The sequence below is a fragment of the Nocardia sp. NBC_01388 genome (assembly GCF_045040085.1).
GTDB lineage: Bacteria > Actinomycetota > Actinomycetes > Mycobacteriales > Mycobacteriaceae > Nocardia.
On record NZ_CP109553.1, the window covers coordinates 7,516,186 to 7,536,433 of the forward strand.

At 67.3% G+C, this 20,248-nt stretch carries 22 protein-coding genes; 15 read left to right on the forward strand and 7 right to left on the reverse strand.

Annotation, left to right across the window (positions count from 1 at the left end; translation table 11 throughout):
- Positions 1-113: 113 nt before the first annotated feature.
- The 6 genes from OG716_RS35540 (at position 114) to OG716_RS35565 (ending at position 4,348) form a co-directional block, all read left to right on the forward strand.
- On the forward strand, positions 114-608 hold the full coding sequence (locus OG716_RS35540) for a molybdenum cofactor biosynthesis protein B (RefSeq protein WP_297613539.1): 495 nt from the start codon (positions 114-116) through the stop codon (positions 606-608).
- Positions 605-820, forward strand: a complete 216-nt coding sequence (locus OG716_RS35545; RefSeq protein ID WP_405134686.1) for a hypothetical protein — start codon at positions 605-607, stop codon at positions 818-820. The genes OG716_RS35540 and OG716_RS35545 overlap by 4 nt, the downstream gene beginning before the upstream one ends.
- A 341-nt stretch (positions 821-1,161) precedes the next feature.
- Positions 1,162-1,839 carry an MspA family porin gene (locus tag OG716_RS35550; RefSeq protein WP_405134687.1) on the forward strand — a complete coding sequence of 226 codons (678 nt, stop codon included), beginning with the start codon at positions 1,162-1,164 and terminating at the stop codon, positions 1,837-1,839.
- Positions 1,840-1,918: 79 nt separating this feature from the next.
- Positions 1,919-2,605 carry an MspA family porin gene (locus tag OG716_RS35555; RefSeq protein WP_405134688.1) on the forward strand — a complete coding sequence of 229 codons (687 nt, stop codon included), beginning with the start codon at positions 1,919-1,921 and terminating at the stop codon, positions 2,603-2,605.
- 317 nt (positions 2,606-2,922) lie between these two features.
- Positions 2,923-3,603: an MspA family porin gene (locus OG716_RS35560; RefSeq protein ID WP_327142220.1), complete on the forward strand. Its 681-nt coding sequence runs from the start codon at positions 2,923-2,925 to the stop codon at positions 3,601-3,603.
- A gap of 61 nt (positions 3,604-3,664) precedes the next feature.
- On the forward strand, positions 3,665-4,348 hold the full coding sequence (locus tag OG716_RS35565; protein ID WP_405134689.1) for an MspA family porin: 684 nt from the start codon (positions 3,665-3,667) through the stop codon (positions 4,346-4,348).
- A 120-nt stretch (positions 4,349-4,468) separates the two neighbouring features.
- On the opposite strand, the gene mscL is transcribed toward OG716_RS35565, so the two are convergent.
- The 5 genes from mscL to OG716_RS35590 all read right to left on the reverse strand — a co-directional run bounded on the left by mscL (position 4,469) and on the right by OG716_RS35590 (position 8,684).
- Positions 4,469-4,876: a large conductance mechanosensitive channel protein MscL gene (gene mscL, locus OG716_RS35570; protein ID WP_405140136.1), complete on the reverse strand. Its 408-nt coding sequence runs from the start codon at positions 4,874-4,876 to the stop codon at positions 4,469-4,471.
- Between the two features lie 169 nt (positions 4,877-5,045).
- On the reverse strand, positions 5,046-5,729 hold the full coding sequence (locus tag OG716_RS35575; protein WP_405134690.1) for an SAF domain-containing protein: 684 nt from the start codon (positions 5,727-5,729) through the stop codon (positions 5,046-5,048).
- A gap of 99 nt (positions 5,730-5,828) precedes the next feature.
- Positions 5,829-6,152, reverse strand: a complete 324-nt coding sequence (locus tag OG716_RS35580) for an FmdB family zinc ribbon protein (RefSeq protein WP_355119616.1) — start codon at positions 6,150-6,152, stop codon at positions 5,829-5,831.
- A gap of 72 nt (positions 6,153-6,224) precedes the next feature.
- Positions 6,225-6,815 (reverse strand): 5-formyltetrahydrofolate cyclo-ligase, encoded by a 591-nt coding sequence (locus OG716_RS35585; RefSeq protein ID WP_405134691.1) that lies wholly within the window; start codon positions 6,813-6,815, stop codon positions 6,225-6,227.
- Positions 6,816-7,037: 222 nt separating this feature from the next.
- The gene (locus OG716_RS35590; protein ID WP_405134692.1) at positions 7,038-8,684 is read right to left on the reverse strand and encodes a purple acid phosphatase family protein; all 1,647 of its coding nucleotides are present in this window, start codon (positions 8,682-8,684) and stop codon (positions 7,038-7,040) included.
- Between the two features lie 404 nt (positions 8,685-9,088).
- On the opposite strand from OG716_RS35590, the gene OG716_RS35595 reads away from it, so the two are divergent.
- The 4 genes from OG716_RS35595 to glpR all read left to right on the forward strand — a co-directional run bounded on the left by OG716_RS35595 (position 9,089) and on the right by glpR (position 13,285).
- On the forward strand, positions 9,089-10,027 hold the full coding sequence (locus OG716_RS35595) for a UTP--glucose-1-phosphate uridylyltransferase (protein ID WP_327142214.1): 939 nt from the start codon (positions 9,089-9,091) through the stop codon (positions 10,025-10,027).
- A gap of 48 nt (positions 10,028-10,075) precedes the next feature.
- A complete protein-coding gene (glp, locus tag OG716_RS35600) occupies positions 10,076-11,335 on the forward strand; it encodes a gephyrin-like molybdotransferase Glp (protein WP_297613443.1) in 1,260 nt (419 codons plus the stop codon).
- A 10-nt stretch (positions 11,336-11,345) separates the two neighbouring features.
- Complete coding sequence (locus OG716_RS35605) at positions 11,346-11,996, forward strand: GNAT family protein (protein WP_327142213.1); 651 nt, start codon at positions 11,346-11,348, stop codon at positions 11,994-11,996.
- A 182-nt stretch (positions 11,997-12,178) separates the two neighbouring features.
- On the forward strand, positions 12,179-13,285 hold the full coding sequence (gene glpR / locus OG716_RS35610) for a gephyrin-like molybdotransferase receptor GlpR (RefSeq protein WP_405134693.1): 1,107 nt from the start codon (positions 12,179-12,181) through the stop codon (positions 13,283-13,285).
- A gap of 77 nt (positions 13,286-13,362) precedes the next feature.
- On the opposite strand, the gene OG716_RS35615 is transcribed toward glpR, so the two are convergent.
- Both OG716_RS35615 and OG716_RS35620 read right to left on the reverse strand, forming a co-directional pair.
- A complete protein-coding gene (locus OG716_RS35615) occupies positions 13,363-14,784 on the reverse strand; it encodes a hypothetical protein (protein WP_405134694.1) in 1,422 nt (473 codons plus the stop codon).
- The gene (locus OG716_RS35620) at positions 14,784-15,539 is read right to left on the reverse strand and encodes a ParA family protein (RefSeq protein WP_405134695.1); all 756 of its coding nucleotides are present in this window, start codon (positions 15,537-15,539) and stop codon (positions 14,784-14,786) included. Before OG716_RS35620 ends, OG716_RS35615 begins: the two co-directional genes overlap by 1 nt.
- Positions 15,540-15,843: 304 nt before the next feature.
- On the opposite strand from OG716_RS35620, the gene OG716_RS35625 reads away from it, so the two are divergent.
- The 5 genes from OG716_RS35625 to OG716_RS35645 all read left to right on the forward strand — a co-directional run bounded on the left by OG716_RS35625 (position 15,844) and on the right by OG716_RS35645 (position 20,247).
- A complete protein-coding gene (locus OG716_RS35625) occupies positions 15,844-16,758 on the forward strand; it encodes an NlpC/P60 family protein (protein ID WP_405134696.1) in 915 nt (304 codons plus the stop codon).
- Between the two features lie 98 nt (positions 16,759-16,856).
- On the forward strand, positions 16,857-17,798 hold the full coding sequence (locus OG716_RS35630) for an SMP-30/gluconolactonase/LRE family protein (protein WP_405134697.1): 942 nt from the start codon (positions 16,857-16,859) through the stop codon (positions 17,796-17,798).
- A gap of 197 nt (positions 17,799-17,995) precedes the next feature.
- A complete protein-coding gene (locus tag OG716_RS35635) occupies positions 17,996-18,706 on the forward strand; it encodes a helix-turn-helix domain-containing protein (protein WP_355119600.1) in 711 nt (236 codons plus the stop codon).
- An 88-nt stretch (positions 18,707-18,794) separates the two neighbouring features.
- Entirely contained in the window at positions 18,795-19,661 is an 867-nt protein-coding gene (locus OG716_RS35640; RefSeq protein WP_405134698.1) for an alpha/beta fold hydrolase, read from the forward strand.
- A complete protein-coding gene (locus OG716_RS35645) occupies positions 19,648-20,247 on the forward strand; it encodes a TetR/AcrR family transcriptional regulator (protein ID WP_405134699.1) in 600 nt (199 codons plus the stop codon). Before OG716_RS35640 ends, OG716_RS35645 begins: the two co-directional genes overlap by 14 nt.
- Position 20,248 lies beyond the last annotated feature (1 nt).

Below are 20,248 nucleotides of genomic sequence, written 5' to 3' on the forward strand. Positions count from 1 at the left end.
TGCCCGCGATTCGAGTGACCGCGGAGGGCGGCTGGGAGCTGTTGTCCGACAAGGGCGCTCTGTTGTCGGGCACGGGCGACGTGTTGTCGGGCGGGGACGCTACGGTGAGCACCATGGAAATCGATGCCGCAGTGGCGGGCCGTGCTCTTGTCGTGGTCGTCGACGACCGAACCGCCCACGGTGGCGAGGACTCCTTCGGTCCGCTGGTCACCGAACTACTCACCGAGGCGGGGTTCCTGGTCGATGCTTCGGTATCGGTGCAGGCCGATGAGGTGGAGATTCGCAATGCGCTCAATACCGCGGTCATCGGCGGTGTGGATCTGGTGATCTCGGTCGGCGGCACGGGTATGTCGCCGCGCGATGTCACGCCCGAGGCCACCGAGGAGGTGCTGGACCGGCTGCTCCCGGGCATCAGCGAGGCGCTGCGCGCGTCCGGGCTGTCGTCGGGTTCGCTGGAGGCCGGCCTGTCGCGCGGTCTGGCCGGCGTCTCGGGCAGCACGCTGGTGGTGAACCTGCCGGGTTCGCGCGCCGCGATCCGCGACGGCATGGCGACCCTGGGCCCGCTGGCCAGCAAGGTCATCGACGAGCTCTCCGGTCTGGCGGAATGACTTCCGAGTCCGACCGTTCTTCCGACGAACCTCGCCCGGCAGCGCGCCGAGCGGGGTCTCGTCGTTTATCGGCGGCCGAGGCCGCCACACTGGCGGCCGTCTTCGGTGACGCGCTGCCCAGCACCACCGGTGATGAGCGCACACCCGAACCGGATTCGGGGCAGTCGGGGGATGACTGGCTGCGCTCCCAGGTGCCCCCGCATCACGGCTGAGTTGGCGCGGCGTCACAGCTGAGTTCGGGCGGCATCACAGCTGAGTTCGCTCAGCGCTGAGTGCGCTCATAATCGCATTCGCAACTCTTTCCCGGCGGCCTCTCGCCGCTCGGCGGCATAAATCACATTTGCGACAAATCATCGTGGTATTCGCATGCCGCAGCAGTGTTGCCAAATAGTAACCAGTGTGGCTATTGTCTCCCGCGGGTCGATAAAACCACGTGTCCAAGAAGTTTGAGCAGGCTGCTTGAGTTTTGCTCGCTTTGGGAGATTGGGCAGGCGGCGACCAAGTCGGTTCCGGTGGTCGGAGCTGAATGCGAGACAACCTGATGAGGGAAAGAATGAGCGAGAACCGCACCAGCGGTGTCCGTCGCGCCGTCCGCATCGCGGGCTTCGGCGCTGCCACCGCCCTAGCGCTCGGTCTGCTGTCGACCGGCGCCGCCAATGCCGACACCTTCGTACCGTTGCCGGACGGTCAGAAGACGAGTCCGGCGGGCGTGACCATCACCCGGATCGGCGAGCACGCCGTCATCTCGCCCTCGATGGCGGGCAATGGCGCCGGCCGTACCGCATGGCTGTCGGGCAAGACCTTCGCCGACGTCACCGCGACCCCGGACGGCACCGTCGGCCCGAACAACGGACCGGCAAATGGCCAGGGCAGCAACAACTCCTCCACCCACGGCGCCTCGCAGCTGAACACCGGGTACGTCATCGGCTGCCAGGTCAGTCTCGCCGACAATGCCATTTCGGCCGGCGTCTCCGGCGGCGTGAATCTGTCCGGCGGCAGTCTGGGCGGTTCGGTCGGCCTGAATGTCGGCCCGGGTGAGGTCAAGCTCGTTCAGATCAACTCCAAGGACATCCTGAAGCCGGGCACCTACTCGGTCGAGTACCAGGATGTGCCGATCGAGATCCAGGGTTGCGCCGGTTATGCCCAGGCGCGTGCCTACTCCGTTGTCGAGATCATCGGCGACAACTACTCGAAGACCACCCTCTACGGGCAGCCGTTCAGCCTCGGCTGACGCCGCATGTCGCGGCACCGCGCCGTGAACGCCAATTCATTCCTCGCATAAGCGAATTCGACCCTAGAGGGAAAGAACGATGAACCTTCGAAAGACCATGGCCCGGGCCGCCGGTATCGGCGTCGCCGCTACCGCCGCTCTGGGTTTGCTGTCCACCGGCGCGGCCAATGCCGACACCTTCGTCCCGCTCGCGGGCGGCACGCTCACCCAGACCCTGTCCGACGGCACCGTGGTGACGGTCCGCCTCGTCGGCGAGTCCGCGAACATCAACCCGTCGATGGGCGCCACTCCGCTGCACCGCAACGCGTGGGTCTCCGGTAGCGCGCAGGTCGAGCTGTCCGGCGCCAACGGCAGCGTGGGCGGCAAGATCGTCCCCGGCTACGTTGTCGGCTGCCAGGTGAATATCGCAGGTGGCGGCGCCAATGGCGGCGCGACCGGCGGCGCCGACTTCGGTGCGAACGGACCGACCGTGAACGGCGGCAACACCGGCGGCACCGCGGGCGGCAACCTGACGCTCGGCCCCGGGCAGGCGAAGGCCTACTACCTCCTCGACGAGGAGGCGCCCGATGACTACGGCAACGAGGACCACTACACCCGCAATGTCTTCAAGGGTTCGAACGGCTCGGTGACCTGGTCCGACGAGACCGTCAATCTGAACGGTTGCGGCGGATACGCTCAGGCTCGCGCCTTCGTGGCGGTGCAGATCGAGACCCCGAACGTCATCACCGCTGTCACGCTGTGGGGACAGCCCTTCAGCCTCGGCTGATTCGTTCGTTTCAGCAGAACCCCCGGGGGCCCGGCGCGATTAGCGCCGGGCCCTTTTCGCTATCGATAGCATTCTCGACATAGGTACTCCGTCTTGTGTAGTTGCACTGGATCCTCTTCTCTCACACCTCATGGCTCACAACGGTGATGTAAAGTGCCCAGCGTCGCAGCATGAAAGAAATTGTAAGCAGTAACACAGTGGCAACAATGCGGCGACAAACTTACCGGGGTCCGCAAGGGCCCACATGCTGGGTTCGCCGGAACCCTTTTCAGCCTCGGTGGTCGAGGCTGATCGCTAGAAACCTGATGAGGGGAAGTATGAGCGAGAACCGCACCCACGGTCTGCGTCGTGGTGCCCGCATTGCGGGTATCGGCGCGGCCGCGGCCGTGGCCATCGGCCTTTTTTCGACTGGGGCAGCTACTGCCGATGTCTTCGCACCGTTGCCGGACGGTCAGAAGGTGTCCCCGAGTGGGACAGTCACCATCACCCGTACGGGTGAGCACGCCGTCATTTCGCCGTCGCTGGCGGCCAACGGCGCTGGCCGCGTCGTATGGGTCACGGGCAACGCCGTTGCCGATGTGACTGACACTCCCGACGGCACAGTCGGTCCGAACAACGGTCCGCTGAACAGTCCCGGCTCCAACAACTCGTCCACCCATGGCGCCTCGCAGCTGAGCACCGGTTACATCATCGGTTGCCAGGTCAGCATCGGCGAAGACGCCGTCTCCGCCGGAATCTCCGGTGGCGTCAGCCTCAGCGACGCGAACCTGGGTGGCTCGATCGGCGTCAATATCGGCCCCGGTCAGGTGACGTTCGTACAGATCGATTACAAGGACATCAAGAAGCCGGGTACCTACTCGGTGGAGTACCAGGATGCCGAAATCCAGATCCAGGGTTGCGCGGGCTATGCGCAGGCGCGGGCGTACACAACCGTCGAGGTCATCGGCGACAACTACTCGAAGACCACCTTGTACGGCCAGCCGTTCAGCGTCGGCTGAGTGGTAACCCCCGCCAGATCACTTCTCGCGTAAGCGAACTCAACCCTGAGGGACAATTGTAATGAACATCCGTAAGACTGTGGCTCGGGTGGCTGGTGTCGGCGCTGTCGCAACCGTCGCCCTCGGCCTGCTCTCCTCGACCGGCGCTGCCAACGCCGATACCAACATTCCGCTGCCGGGCGGATCTCTCACCAAGACCCTCTCCGACGGCACCGTGGTGACGGTGAACCTCGTCGGCGAGTCCGCCAATATCAACCCGTCCATGGGTGACACCCCACTGCACCGCAACGCGTGGGTCTCCGCCTCGGCGCAGGTCCAGATCTCGGGTAACAACACCGATGTCGGCGGCAACATCTACCCCGGTTACGTGGTCGGTTGCCAGGTCACCATCGATGGCGCCAACACCAACGGCGGCGTCAGCGGCGGCGCTTCCTGGGACAGCTCGGGCAATGTCACCCCGAGCGCTGGCGCCACCGGCGGCGGCAACCTGACCCTCGGCCCCGGCCAGGCCAAGTCGTTCTACATCCTGGACCGGGAAATGCCGGATGACTTCGGCAACCCGACCCACAAGACCAAGAACACCTTCAAGGGTTCCAGCGGCTCGGTCACCTGGTCCGACGAGACCATCGGCCTGAACGGTTGCGCCGGCTACGCCCAGGCGCGTGCCTTCGTCAATGTCGAGATCGAGACCGACAATGTGATCACCTGGACCACGCTGTGGGGTGCCCCGTTCAGCCTCGGCTGATAGGGATTCGGCCTCGGCCGAATGCTCGACTGATTGCAGGACCGTAAGACGAACGGGCCCGGCGCATTTCGCGCCGGGCCCGCTTTCGTTTCAGTAGACTTCGAATATCTCTGTGCAACTTCAGCTTTCGTGCTTGCCGCCGCCGGTGCCTTTACCGCCCTCGGCGAGCAGGTCTCGAATCTGTACCAGCAGTTCGTTATCCGAGAGCGGTGTCTCTTTGGCGCCCCAGCGCGCCTTGGCCTGGTTGGCCGGGATCACCAGGACGAAGTACAGCAGCGCCGCGATAATGACGAAATTGAGCGCCGCCGTGATGATCGGGCCGATGGCGATGAAGGTCGCCGGTTTATCGGCGATCAGCTGGAAGCCGAGGCCCAGGTTGCCGGTGTTGCCGAACACCGCGAGCAATGGAGTGATGATGCCATCGCTGAACGCGGTGACGATCGCGACGAATGCGGTACCCATGACAACGGCGACCGCCAGGTCGACGACATTACCGCGAAGTAGAAACTCCTTGAAACCCTTGAGCATTGCCGAAAACTCCTCTACGTGATTGGCTCGCGCGAGCGCGGGCCGGATAGCGAGTCGGGCGAAGTTCATGCGGTGGTAGTTCATGACCATGCGGTTATCGGGCGATGGTAGTTCACCGGCGCGTGAGGTTGTGGAACATCCGTACCGGTGTTGCAGGACCGGTTGCCGGTCAGTGGAAAACCACGGTGAGCGCCGTACGCAGCGAGGCGGCGGCCACCGCGGTCGCGCGCCGGGAGTCCAGCGCCACCAGCACCAGCCGCTCGTCGCGCCCCCGCACGGTGCTCGCGCCGGGAGCCAGGACGACCGCGGCGTCGGCGGCCAGCAGCCGGGCCGGACGCCCGCCGGCGCCCGGTTCCTCGGCGGCCACCACATCGACCCGGTCGCCGGCGCGCAGTATGTCGGCAAGGCCGTTGTCCGCCAGCCGAATCGGAACGATGCGGGCATCGGGGGAGTGGGCGGCGACGGCCGCCAGCCGCGGGCCGACCACCCGCAGTTCGGTGAGGATCTCGCCCGCGGTCACCGCGCCGGTGAGGGTGGCGCCGCGCAATCGATCGGGTTCGCGAATCACGCCGTCGGGCAGGGTGGCGCTCTCGCGGGGCGCGGCGCGCAGATCGTCGTCGGCGAGTACATGCCCGGGTGGCAGCTCCCGCGTGGCCACGAGGACGTCGGTGTGCCGGGCCGCCGGATCGCCGCGCACCGCCAGTACGGCCGCGAATGCCAGGAGCGCGACCGCCGCGATGCGGCGCACCAGGGCGCCGTCGGCCCAGGGCGGGCGCAGGCGCGCGGCGAACTCGAAGCGGGAATCGTGGCCGAGCTCGGCGTCCGGGCCGCCGGCCGTGCGGAATCGGATCATGCGGCCAGACTATGGCCGCACGACGATCAGCCGACCCCGGAAAAGGGCCGGCTGTGGATAACGGAAACTATGTGGAAATCGCCTGGTGCAGAATGCGAATCAGGCGGCGGACGTGCTGTTCGACGTGCTCGGCTTGGCGGGGGCCGACGGCGTCGCGGTGCTCGCGGGGGTGCTCGCCGGAGTACTTCCGCTACCGGAGCCGTTCTCACCCGACGGCGCCTTGGCGGGCTCGCTCGAGGTGGAGCCGTTGCGGCTGTCGGTGCGGTAGAAGCCGCTGCCCTTGAAGACGATGCCGACCGAGTTGAAGAGCTTGCGCAGCTTGCCGTTGCAGCGGTCGCAGGTGGTCAGCGCATCATCGGAGAAGGACTGCACGATGTCGAACTTGTTGTCGCACTCGGTGCACGCATACGAGTAAGTAGGCATCGGGATTATCCTCCACGCTCTTTGTCGAATTAGCACTCTACAGCTGGCAGTGCCAACGCTGCCAATCGGGTGTCAATTCCCGGCGCGTTCTTCCAGCTTGTACAGCCCGCCGGACGGAGTCAGCGCCCACCCCATTCGGTGGTCGTGTGGCTCCTCCGGCAAATGGTCCACGAGTTCATCGTCCCGCACGACCGCGACCAACCGTACATCCGATCGCGCCGCGCCCAGACTGCGGTCGTAATAGCCCGCTCCGCGGCCCAATCGCACACCCCGCCGATCCACCGCCAGGGCGGGCACCAGAATCACTTCGGCCGCCGCCAAGGCGTCCGGCACGATGTCCCCCTCCGGCTCCCGCAGCCCGAACCGCCCGCGCCGCAGCCCCTCCGCCCCGGTGTACTCCGCCCACTCCAGTGGACCGGGCTCGCCGGTGACCGGCAGCAGCACCCGCGCCCCTCCGGCCCGCAGCGCGTCCAGCAGGGCAAGCGATCCCGGCTCACCACCGACGGCCACGTAGGCGCACACCCACCCCCCGGCCCGCAGCTGCCCTACACCCTCGGCCAGCGCCGCGGCCTCCCGCGCCCGCACCTCGGCAGGCACCGCCTTCCGCCGCGCGAGAATCTCCTCCCGCCACGCCCGCTTGTCCCGCCCGCCGCTACCGCTCACGCCCTCACGATAAGCGCCGCCGCTGAAGCGACCGCGCTCTCGGCCCCTGGTCGCCCGGCAAGCCTCCTCGTCATCCCGGCATGCTTCGGCCGGGATCCACACGCGCGGTGGGATCCCGGCCAAGAAGCGCGCCGGGATGACGAGGTGCAGCGCGCCGGATAACGAGGGTGTAGCGCGCTGGGGGTGACGAGGGTCCAGCGCGCCGGATGACGAAGGTGCTGCCTAGCGGTCCGAGCGGGGGCGGGTGAGGGTGAACTTGTCGATGGCTTTCAGGTCGCTGGTGGGGCCGGTGAGGGCGTAGTAGGTGGCGGTGATGGTGGTGTTGCCGCCGGGGGTGCCGGGGTCGACGTCGAAAGAGCAGAAGCCGTAGGGGTGTTCGGCGTCTTTGAAGGCGGACCAGGGCGCGTCCTCCATGACGTAGACGGGGGTCTTCTTGCCGGTGGCGGGGTCGACATCGCCCACGGCGGTGATGACCCGGCATTTGTCGCCGGGGAAGAACAGGGCGTTGGACGGCGCCGAGGTGCCGCCGCCGCCGATCACCAGGTGCACGGTGCCCTTGGTGGTGTCGATGACGTCCTTGCGGGTGTCGGCGGGCTTGGGTGTCAGCGTTTCGGTGCCCAGCGTGCCGCGGACGGGATGTGAACGCTCGTAGTGGTGTTCGTGCCCGCACAGCACCAGATCGACCTGGTATTTATCGAACAGCGGCAGCCAGTCCTCGCGGATGGCGCGGTCGGCGCCGTTGAACTTGTCGGCGGAGGAGATGGCGGTCTGGTGCATGAACACCACCACCCAGTCGATGCCGCGATCGCCGCGCGCCTTCGCCAGTTCGCTTTCCAGCCAGCGCTTCTGGGCGCCGCCGGAGTAGCCGCGAATGTAGCTGTTGCCCGCGTCCTGGTAGCAGATGTCGTCATTGGCGACCGCGATCACGCGCACGCCGCCGGCGGTGAAGGAGTACCAGAGTCCCTTCGCGTGCTCCTCGCTGCCGGAGTCCGGCACGGTGAAGTACGTCTGGAAGGCCGCGTAGCCGATGGGCCCGTTGCCGAGTTCGTTCTCGTGGTTGCCGGGTGCGGGCATCCAGGGCCGGTAGCGGGCCGAGCGAGAGTTGTTGGCCCACCAGTCGTTCCAGGTGCGCAGCCGGTCGGTGGCCAGATTGGCGTAGCAGAGGTCGCCGTTGACGAGGTTGAACAGCGGCGCCAGCTGTTCGATGCCGCCGGTCACGTCACCGGCGAACGGCGAGCCCAGATTGTCGTTGACCCAGGTGCCGTTCACGGCCTTGCCGACCGTCGGCGTGCCCTGATCGCCGAAGCTGGTGAACCGGAACTTCGCCCGTCCGCCGGGTGCGGTGCGCAGCGTGCCCAGCTCCGGCGGCGCACCGTCGTGCCCGGCCGCGTAGACGTAGTCGGTGTCCGGGCTCAGCCCGGTCAGGCGGGCATGGTGCGCCTGAATCTCGATGCCGGCCTTGGCATCCCGATAGGTGCGTGTCTCGGCGTCCGCGGTCTTGCCGAAGCCGTCGGCGGCGGTCCCGTACCGCACCACCGGCTTGCTGACCGAGCCGGCGGTATGCCAGGACACCACGGCCTCGCGCGCGGCATCCGCGCCGTACTGCAGGTGCAGTCCCGAAACCCGCGGCGCGGCAGCCTGATCCGGTGCGATCACCAATTCGGCCGACCACGGCCAGGCCGCCGCGCCGGATCCGTTGCCGCGCAGGGCGACCGCCCCGCCCGCCCCGACCGCGAGCCCGGCCAGCGCCGCACTCGCGGACGCGCCGAAGAGCCGCCGCCGGCTGACGCCACCCGCCGCCGCACCGGGAGTGCCACCGCCCCCGGGAGTGTCGGGACCGCTGCTGTGGGAATCCTCACGCTCGCTCATGGCTGCCAGCTAACCTCGGCCGGGTTCGCGACAAGCCACGGCGCGGCGAACGATACGTGAACACGTCGGCGGGCCGCCTTTCGATGAGCGTGTGGCGATATGCACGGTTTACCACTGGTGACACCGGGTATCGAGATCTGGAGTCCGCTCCGACGCGGACATCTCGACCAGGCTGCATTCCGCAATCGAGGAACACTTCGAGGGGTGCGGCCGTCCGGTTCTGGACTGAGTGGAGCGGGGGAGCGAAGCGGAGGAGCGGAGGGAGGGACGAACCGGGACCAGGGGCCGCACCCCCGCCGGAGCGAAGCGGAGGCAGATTAAACACAGCTCGCTTAGGCTCTCGTGGATGTCGGGGCGCTGTTCGGGGCGCGTCGATAGATGAGACGGATGGATAGGGTGAGTTCATGACAGCTAACGGCGGCGGAACCGAGTCGTGCTTCCGCACCGCGGTGGTGCCCGCGGCGGGACTCGGCACGAGGTTCCTGCCCGCGACCAAGACGGTCCCCAAGGAGCTGCTGCCGGTGGTCGACACCCCGGGCATCGAATTGGTCGCCGCCGAGGCCGCGGATTCCGGCGCCACTCGGCTGGTGATCGTCACCTCCCCCGGAAAAGACGGTGTGGTAGCGCATTTCGTCGAGGATCTGGTGTTGGAGAGCACGCTCGAGGAGCGCGGCAAATTCCATCTGCTGGAGAAGGTGCGCAAGGCGCCGGGGCTGCTCGATGTCACCTCGGTGGTGCAGGAGGAGCCGCTCGGCCTGGGTCATGCGGTGGCACAGGCGGAATCGGTGCTGGACGCCGATGAGGACGCCATCGCGGTGTTGCTTCCCGACGATCTGGTGCTGCCGAGCGGTGTGCTGACGGTCATGTCCCGCGTGCGGCGGATCTACGGCGGTTCGGTGCTGTGCGCCATCGACGTGCCGAAGGAACTGGTCAGCGCGTACGGCGTCTTCGATGTCGAGGTGCTGCCGGGTGCGTCCGCGGATGTGCTCAAGGTCAACGGCATGGTGGAGAAGCCCGCCCTGGACGAGGCGCCCTCCACTTTCGCGGCCGCCGGCCGATATCTGTTGGACCGCGCCATTTTCGACGCACTGCGCCGGATCACGCCCGGAGCGGGCGGCGAACTGCAGTTGACGGACGCCATCGCGCTGCTGATCGCGGAGGGACATCCGGTGCACGTGGTCGTCCATCGCGGGTCGCGCCACGATCTGGGCAACCCGGGCGGATATCTTCGTGCTGCGGTGGATTTCGCTTTGGAACGAGAGGAATACGGCCCGGCTCTGCGTGAGTGGCTCGAACAGCGACTCAGCCCGAGCTGGAATCCGCAGCTGACCTCGTACGAGTGACCAATACCGTGACGAGGTGTGCAATGCGCGAGACCAGGGAAGGGCGGCATGCGCTCGGTTGAGGATCAGCAGATCAAGGTGACCGCGGCGGCTGTCGCGCCGCGGCCCGTCCGGGTCGCGATCTCGGAGGCCCAGGGACTGCTGTGCGCTGAGGACGTGGTGACCGAACGCCCGCTACCGGGCTTCGATCAGGCGGCCATCGACGGCTATGCCGTGCGCAGTGTGGATGTGTCCGGTGCGGGCGCGGATATTCGCGGTGAGGACGGCGAGCCCGTCGAGTTGACGCTGCCGGTGGTGGGTGAGGTGGCGGCCGGTTCCCGGCAGCCGATCCGGCTGCAGCCGCGCCAGACGGTGCGGGTGGATACCGGCGCACCGCTGCCGACGCTCGCGGATGCCGTTCTGCCGCTTGATTTCACCGATGGCGGCCGGGCGCGCGTCAAGGTGTACGAGTCGGTGCGCTCGGGCGATTACGTGCGCCGCATCGGTGACGATGTGCAGCCGGGTGATCTCGCGGTGCGCGCCGGCACGATCATCGGCCCGGCGCAGGTCGGGCTGCTGGCGGCGGTCGGCCGCGACAAGGTGCTGGTGCATCCGCGCCCGCGCCTGTCGGTGCTGTCGGTCGGCGGCGAGCTGGTCGATATCGACCGCACGCCCGGCCCCGGCCAGGTCTACGACGTGAACTCCTATGCCCTCGCGGCGGCGGCGCGTGATGCGGGCGCGGATGTGAACCGGGTCGGCATTGTCAGCGGTGACCCCAAGCGCCTGCGAGATGTGGTGGAGGGCCAGCTGGTTCGCTCCGAGGTCGTGGTGATCGCGGGTGCGGTGGGCGGCTGGGCGTCCGAGCAGATCCGGGAGGCCCTGGAGGGTCTCGGCGAGCTGGAGATCACCCGGGTCGGTATGCATCCGGGTTCGGTGCAGGGCTTCGGCCTGCTCGGCCGCGATGAGGTGCCGACCTTCCTGCTGCCGTCGAATCCCGTTGGCGCACTGGTGGTTTTCGAGGTCATGGTGCGGCCGCTGATTCGCATCGCACTGGGCCGCCGCCATCCCATGCGGCGGGTGGTGCGGGCTCGCACCATTCTGCCGATCGCCTCTATTCCGGGGCGGCGCGGCTATCTGCGCGCGCAGCTCATGCGCGATGAGCAGACCGGCGACTACCTGGTGCAGCCCCTCGGTGGTCCGAACGGGGCGTCCTCGCACCTGCTCGCCACCATGGCGGAGGCGAACAGTCTTATCGTGATCGATCCGGATATCACCGAGGTACGCACCGGTGACGAGGTACGGGTCGCTTTCCTCGCACAGCGAGGGTGAGGCCTTGGACATGAATGTATTCCGGTCGGCCCAGCATCCGGGCTGGCCCGCACATCTCGGACCGGTACGGGTCGGTGCCGGCGTGGTGACCCTGCGGCCCATCAGATTGCGGGACGCCGGGGCGTGGAGCAAGATCCGCACCCGCGATCGGGAGTATCTGGAGAAGTGGGAGCCGACCGGCCGCGGGGCCTGGGAGGCGCGCAATCATTCCGGGAATTGGCCGTCGCTGTGGTCCAGTCTGAAGGCGGAAGCCCGTCGGGGCGCGATGATTCCGCTGGTGATCGAGGTGGACGGCTATTTCGCCGGACAGCTCACGATCGGCAATATCGTGCGCGGCGCACTGCGGTCGGCCTGGATCGGCTACTGGGTGTCGGAGAAGATCAGCGGTCAGGGTGTGGCGACGGCCGCGCTGGCGCTGGGCCTGGACCACTGCTTCGGCGAGGTCGGACTGCATCGGGTGGAGGCCACCGTGCGGCCGGAAAACCTTGCGAGCCAGGCGGTACTGCGCAATGTGGGTTTCCGCGAGGAGGGAATGCTGCGCCGCTACCTCGATGTGGACGGGGCGTGGCGCGATCACCTGCTGGTGGGCCTGACGGTCGAAGAGGTGTCGGGGACCGTGGTGGACAAGTTGATTCGTGCGGGGCGCGCTTCTCAGACCTGAGGCGTGGCTGTGAGATCCGCATTTCCCGTAACTTGTGTGACTACTGTGGCAGGTGTTGACGGCGCGCCTGCCGGTGATCACTGAGGTGCCGAACTAGCCTACGGACGTCGGTGGTGCGTCCTCGTACCACCGGTAAGTGCTGAAGGGAAGAGTGCCAGGCGGGGACGGAGGTGTAGAGCGCGATGCCGAATTCGATCTTGTGGATTGGTCTTGTCGTGCTCTGGGTGTTCGTGCTGTTCCCCATGCTGGCCAACCGCCATCCGCGGGTCCGCCAGCACACCGACGCCGCACTGGCCACTCGGGTACTGCATCGCGGGGACGCCGAACCACGCACCAGAAAAGGTCCGGCTTCCGGACACGACACCGATCCGGACTACGTGCCGGTTCGCAGGAAGCATCACCACGATGATCCGGAGGATCGGATGACCAGATCGGACGACAGCACCACAGCTGAATCGGACGACGAGGATTTCGACACCGACCGCGAACGCGATACGGAGAGCGCCACATCCGTGCCTGCGGATACCGAACTGAACGCCGAGACCGAGTCGACGGCGGATCCGGTAGCCGCGCAGGAAAGTGCCGAGAAGCCCGTCGAGGCTGAATTCGATTCCGAGACAACAGATTCCGAGCAGGTGGTGGAGCGTGCCGCCGCTCGATCGGAGAACCGGCAGGCCACCGCCGATATCCCCGCCGAAGATATGCCGCCGGTGAAGGGCCGCCGTCGGCCCGAACCTCCGCAGCGCACCAGGGTCCCAGCGCTGCGGGAGTGGGACGACGAAGTCGATGCCGATGACCCGGATTTCGTGCCCTCGCGGCGGGGCCGTGGCGGCTACGACCCCGAGGCCGATGCCATCGCCCGTGCGGCGCGCTACACCTTCCGGCAGCGCGCGGTACTGGGTCTGGTGCTGAGCACGCTGATCTTCGCCGGTGGCGCGCTGGCCATTTCGGCCGCCATGTGGGCGCTGTGCGCGCTCGCGGGCATCGTGCTGGTGGGCTACCTCGCGTACCTACGCAAGCAGGTCCGCCTGGAGGAGGACATTCGCCGCCGCCGCATGGCCCGGCTGTCCCGCTCGCCCGAGGAGGAGGCCGCTCCGGAATCGGCTCCCGAGCCCGAACGCCCGCGCCCCGATCGGGAAGAGACCCGCACGCAATTGCGCCGCGCGGTCCTGGTCGAACCGGACGATGAAGACCCGGTCTTCGAGAATCTCGAACTGTTCGATGCCGCCACCGCCCGGGCCGCCCGGGAACGCGCCGCGGGGCGGGTCCGCCACGCGGTCGGCGAATAGCGGTACCGAAGACCGGCGGAGTCACACAGGAAGGGCCCGGCAGCTGCCGGGCCCTTCCTGTTCGTCCGGGCGAACCGCTAGTGGTTCACCGGCATTCGTGTGGTGATCGGCAGCTGCTTCTCGATGAGTTCGGCGAGAGTCCGCAGCTTCGTGGCGAATTCGCGCGCGGCTATCGGATCACCGCTGGAGCCCTGCACCACCTTCGGCGTAAGTGCGGCCAATCGCGATTCGGCAGTGCTGAATACATCGGGAACCTGCGGACTCTCCTCGGCCAGATCACCGCGCATCCAGGACTGCAGCAGTTCGACCACCGCACTGCGGTCGTAGGCCGCGGGCAGGACCGCCACCGCTTCCCGGAGTTTGCCGGCGGTGACCTTCAGATCGGCGGCGAGGGTGGTGTACACGGTCACCGCCGCATCCTCCCCGTGCGCCGCCACAATGGGCAGCAGCTCGCGAATCTGCCCCTCGTTGATGGACGGCGCCAGTGGATGCAACCGGGCGGCCAGCGGCCAGGCGCGGATCAGCTTGTGCGCGTAGGACCGCTGCATATCCCAGCGCTTCTCCACGTACTCGTCGAAGGTGGCGTGGTCGGCCCGGTAGAGCCGGCCGTCCCGCACGATCTGCAGTGCCCGCCCCGCCACCCAGAACGCCACCCGCAGTGCGTCGATGGAGGACTCGCACAGATCGAGCTGTTCCAGCTCGCCCGCATTGAGCGGTCCATCGCCCGCGGCGGGCAGCGGCATGGTGAGCACACTCGGCGAAGCGGTCGCCGCCCCGCGCAGCGTCGACCCCACACTCCGCAGCGCCGGATCGATGCCGCGCGGTTTGGGTGCGTTCCCCCGGGGCGCGGGGTCGGGTGTGCCGGTCGGCGGTGCGGGGTCCGCAGCGGCCGCAGGCAGATCCGCCACCGCGGCATTCGGACCCGCTACTGCGGCATTCGGACCCGCTACTGCGGCATTCGGACCCGCTACTGCGGCATTCGGACCCGCTACTGCGGCATTCGGACCCACTACTGCGGCATTCGGACCCGCTACTGCGGCATTCGGACCCGCTACCGCGGTACCCGGACCCGCTACCGCGGTACCCGGACCCGCTACCGCGGTACCCGGACCCGCTACCGCGGCACCTGGACCCGCGGCTGCGGCACCTGGATCAGCGGCCGCATCCGGATTCACCGCCGCGGCACCTGGATTCGCCGCAGCTGCACTCGGATCTGTTGTGGCCGCGCCCTTATCCGACTCGGGCGCAGAGGGATCTGGCACAGCCGCAGGAGGGTCCGCCACCGCCACCGCGACCGGTGCGGGTGCGGTGGGCGGGGCGGTGGCTCCCTGTTTGGGGGGCATACTGATCGCCCGGGCGGAACCCACTGCGGTGCTGTGCCATTCGGCGTCGCGGAGCGGGGATACCGGGGGTGTGTGTTCGGCCTCGTCCGCCAGGGGGTTGCGGGTGGGTGCGGCCGGTCCGCCGCCGATGGAGCTCTTGCGTCGTTGCGGGGGCATCAGGCGGGTACCTCCAGTGCGCTGGGAATGGTGCGGTCGCTGTCCGTGGCCTGCAGGTACGGCCGGAGGAGTTCCTCGCCGACCTGCCGGTATTCACCGAGATCGGCGATGGGGTTCTCCGCGCCGTCGCCGACTTCGCCGTCGGCGGCCTCCCGATACCACTTCCAGGCGCTCACATAGGACTCGAACACGTCGTATCCGGCGTCTTCGAGATTGCCGCGCTGCGAACGGTATTCGGTGGAGACATTGACGCCGTTCTTCATGGTGACCGGCACCTTGGTCATCAGCACGCGGACGCGAATGGCCCGTGAGCTCTCCGCCGCGGCCTCCTCGGCGGCGCGATAGGTACTGGGCACGCGTTTGACCTCGGAGGGGCTCACGCTGGTGACCAGGATCAATTCATCGCTCTCCGGCACGGCGGCCTTGAAGATATCGGCGGATTCACCGCCGGCGTCGACGATGATGACGTCGTATTTCGCGGCATTGTCGGTAATGCAGTCGTTGACGTGCCGGGAGGGGAAGGCGATGAGCTCGAAGGGGATGTCGACATCCTCCTTCTGTAATCGCCGATACCAGGAGTAGCCGGTCTGGCTCAGTGGATCGGCATCGATGACGAGGACTCGAAGTGGGTGCACGGTGGCGAAATACGAGGCGAGGAAAAAGGCCGACGTCGTTTTACCGACGCCGCCTTTGAGATTCCCCAGGGTGACCACCAGCGGCTCGGGAAGTGGGGGCAGCGCAATGGAATCGGTCATGGACAATCCTCCGGATTATGAGGAGGGAGCTCGTGCGGCCAGTCTCACACGAGTCGCTGTTCAGGCCCCGGATTAGTTTCGCTGTTTCATGAAAACGGTGCGAAATCGACGCGGAAACAGCGTGAAATCGGGCTGTGTCCAATTGGACTCAGAGGCCGATGTTTACGATTCCGTTATGAATAACACGCGTGTCATTCGTTGCGCGGTTGTCGATCGGGCGAACTATGCAATGTGGATCCACTCGCAGTACCGAGATGTTCGTGACGGAAACCGGATAGCTAACGCTTGATCGGAGGACCGCATCATGGAAAGTATCGGTGACAAACAGGTGGTTCGGCCCCTTCTGCTGACGTGGAAGGGTTTGGCGACAGGCTTGCTCTGTGCCGCCGCTATGGGCGGGGCCCTGCTGTACACAGCGGGCCGGGCGGACGCAACGCCGGTGGACGTTCCCGGTATCGGGCAGTTCGAGATCGCCGACGCACTCGCCGCGCAGCTCGGAATTCCCGCCGCCGCTCCGGAACTCGCACCCGAAAGCGCACCCCGGCTCGCGCCGGCCGAAGCTCCGGCCGCGGAGCAGTCGGTGCTCGAGACCTTCGAATTCCGTCCTGTGACGATTCCGGGTGTGCGTACCGCAGAGGTACCTGCCGTCATCGTCATTCCGCAGGCGGCCGCTCCGGCCGCGGTTCCGGAACTGCTTCAGGCCCCGGAGATTTCGGCCCCCGTTCCCGCGCCTGCCGCGGATTCCCGCCAGATAACGCTGGCTGGTCTGGGTGATTTCTCCGTACCGAACTTTCTGCCCCCGCTGGCGGGCATTCCCGGCCTGACCGATGCTGCCGTCGCGCGGTCCGCACCCATGCCCGCCGCCATGCCGAAGAAGTCCGCCGGCCAGCGCGCAGTGGATGCGGCCCGCACGCGATTGGGCGCCGGTTACAGTTCCGGCGCGGTCGGCCCCGACGCCTTCGACTGCTCGGGTCTGGTGCAGTGGTCCTACCGTCAGGCCGGTGTCGAATTGCCGCGCACGAGTTATTCGCAGCTGTCGGCGGGCACCCCGGTTTCGGTGGATGAATTGGAGCCCGGCGATCTGGTGTCCTTCTACGGCGGCGGCCACTCCGCGCTGTATGTCGGCGACGGCCAGGTAATTCATGCCAGCACCTACGGCTCCGGCGTGAAGATCTCGCCCATGGACAATATGCCGGTGACGGGAGCCCGCAGGTTCTGAATTGAACCTGTCGCGCGAGTGCTACGTCATAGGATGTAGGGCAATGCCCCCGAATGCGGCGGGAGAATCTCGCTGTGCGGGAAGATGCGAGGTGCGAAATGAATAAGCGAAAGTCAGCGGCGCTCGCGCTTGCGACGTTCACCTTCTCCGCCTTCTCGACGATCGCGGCCACCCCCGCGAATGCCGCGCCGGTCTGTGCGGGCGCGGGCCAGCCGACCGTTCCGGCGGCCTCGGTGCCGGGCGCGGCGCTGGAGGGCATCACGGTCGACGGCGGCGGGCGCGCGTTCGTCACCGATCTGGTGAGCGGCCGGGTCTTTCGGATCGACGCACCGGGCGCGCCACCGGTGCCCATCGCCACGGTGCCCAGTGGTGGCGGCGGCGCACTGGCCTGGAGCACCGATGGCAAGCTCCTGGTCGGATACGGCGCCGACGCCCGAGCGGTGGTCGACGATACGCTGCGGCAGTCCGGGATCGTGAAGGTCGATCCGGATACCGGTGCGGTGCAGCCCTTCGCCGCCGGATTGAGCGCCGCTAACGGCATGGATGTCGCTCATGACGGAACCGTCTACGCCACCAATGATTTCGGCAGTCTGGTGGGCAGGGTCTACCCGAACGGGGTGGTGCAGGCGGACTGGGGGAACTTCCCCAGTGCGAACGGCGCGGTGCTCAGCCGGGACAACCAGTTCCTCTATGTCTCGCGGACATTCGTCAATCCCGGGGTGAGCCGGATACCCACGGCGGCCCCGTGGGCGCCGCAGTCCCTGCTGGATCTCGGCCCGCTCGACGCACCGGACGGCCTGACGCTCGATTCCCTGGAGCGCCCGGTGGTGCCGTTCAATCCGTCCGGGCAGGTGGTGCGGATCGATGCCCCCGGGCAGTACTGCGCACTGGGCTTCGGCCCGCAATTGACCAGTGAGGTCATCTACGGCCGTGGTGGCCAGGGCTTTTCGGCCGGCCGGCTGTTCGGCATCACCTTCACCGGCCTGGTCTACGAGATTCCCGGCGGGTTCGACCCGAATGCCGTGACCCCGACACCGTGACCTCGGCAACCCTGCTCCGGAGCCGTATTCGGGGCGGGGCGAACGCTACGTTGCGTTCGCAACCGGGATAATCGCCGAATGCACTCGAAAACTGGATAATACCAACGCAATTAGGTACACCTCCGCCAGTGGCGTTATATCCCAATGCAATTGGGTGGCCCCTGTGTTGCAATAACAGGGATGAAGGAGGTGTCCTGATGCCTGGTGGACGACTCACCCCGGATGACCGCCGGCGTATTGCCGCAGGTCTGGCGCAGGGTCTCGGGTATGCGGAGATCGCCCGCCAACTCGGCCGGCCCACCTCCACGGTGAGCCGGGAGGTGACGCGCAATGGCGGCCCGGGCAGCTATCGCGCCGAGGCGGCGCACGCTGCCACCGTGGTCCGCTCGCGGCGCCGGGTGCCGCGCCCCAAACGCGTCGAAAAGCCGGTCGGGACAGATGAATACGGCCGCGCTCCGGAGTTGGTCGCCGATTTCAGCGCCCAGTTCGCCGAGCTCTTCGCCCGCACCGGCTTTCCCCGCATGCCGGCCGCCGTCCTGGCCCGCCTGTACGCCGCGGATTCCGGCAGCGTGACCGCCGGTGAGCTGGTCCGGCATCTGCGCGTCAGCCCCGCCACGGTCTCCGCCGCCGTCGGCTATCTGGAGGATCAGGAGCTCATTCGCCGCGAGCGGGACGGCGGCACCCGCCGCGACCGCTACTTCGTCGATGAATCGGCCTGGTACCGAACCACTCTCGCCGGTGCGCGGGCCAATGAGTTGCTGGCGGCGAAGGCCCGCGACGGCGCCGACTCCCTCGGTGCGACCACGCCCGCGGGGAGCCGGCTGCTGGGCATGAGCGAGTACCTGGAGAAGGTCGGGCTCGATATGGTCCGCTCCGCCGAGCGCTGGCGGGCTCAGCTCGAGGGGTGATCCGCCGCCGGTGAATATCGCCGATGCCATAGACATACATACAGTATGTATGTAAAAGTGGAGGGGTCCCACAGGCATTGGAGAAACGATGGCAACAAGCACATCACTCGGCCGTACCCGCGAGGTGGAGCTGCCCGGCGGTCGCATCAGATATCACGACACCGGGGAGGGGCCGCCGGTGGTCTTCGTGCACGGCCTGCTCGTCAACGCCGATCTGTGGCGCAAGGTGGTGCCCGCGATCGCCGCCGCCGGATACCGCTGCCTGGCCCCGGACTGGCCGCTCGGCGCCCATGAAATCCCGGTTCCCGCAGCAGATCTCACGCCGACGGGCGTGGCGGATCTGATCGCCGCCTTCCTGGAGCGACTCGATCTGCGCGATGTCACCCTGGTGGCCAATGACACCGGCGGCGCGATCACCCAGGTATTGCTGGCGCGCAACCGTTCTCGCATCGGCCGGGTGGTGCTGACCTCCTGCGACAGCTACGAGGACTTCCTGCCGAAACCGCTGAACGCGCTGCCGATCATCGCGCGCATTCCCGGATCCGTCCGACTGCTGACCGAGACCATGCGCATCCGCGCACTGCATCGCCTGCCGATCGCCTTCGGCTGGGTCGCCAAGCGCCCGGTGCCCCGGGAGATCGCCGACTCGTATCTGCTGCCGAGCCGCAAATCCGCCGCCATCCGCCAGGACGTGCGGCGGGTGCTGAAAACGCTGAACCGCGGCTACACCCTGGCGGCAGCCGAGCACTTCGGCGAGATCGCCCTTCCGATCCTGGTGGTGTGGGCTGCCGAGGACAAGATCTTCGCGGTCGCCAACGCCGAACGATTGGTCCGCGATCTGCCCGGGGCGACGCTGCGGCTCATCGACGATTCCTACGCATTCCTCCCCGAAGATCAGCCCGAGTTGCTCTCCGCCGCGATCCTGGAGTTCACTCGGCTGCATGCCACGCCGTAGCCAGGAGGACCGTTCGCGCGCCACCAGGGCCGCGCTCGAGGAGGCCGGACGCCGGCTCTTCGCCGAGCGCGGCTTTGCCGGTACCTCGGCGGAGGACCTGGTTGCCGCCGCGGGCGTCACCCGGGGCGCGCTGCATCACCACTACGGTGATAAGCGCGGATTGTTCCTGGTCGTGCTCGAGCAGATCGAGAACGAGACCACGGACGAAATCGAAAGTTCCATCGCGACAGTCGATCCCGACAATATTCTGGGCGGGATGGCGGTCGGTCTCAGTGTTTTTCTGGAGATCTGCCGGCGGCCGGCCATGCTGCGGATCGTGCTCACCGATGCTCCGGCGGTGCTCGGGTGGAGTGCCTGGCGGGAGTTCGAGACGGCGCACAGTCTGGGATTGATCACCGCACAGCTCGAGCGGGCCCGGGCGGCGGGATTGATTGCCGAGGTTCCGATTGCGGTGTTGGCGCAATTGCTGATCAGTGCGTTGAGCGAGGCGGCATTGATTGTCGCCCATGCCGATGATCCCGAGGTGGCCCGGGAGCAGGCTCAGACGGCTTTGATGGTTTTGATCGCGGGGATTGTTCGAGGGTGAG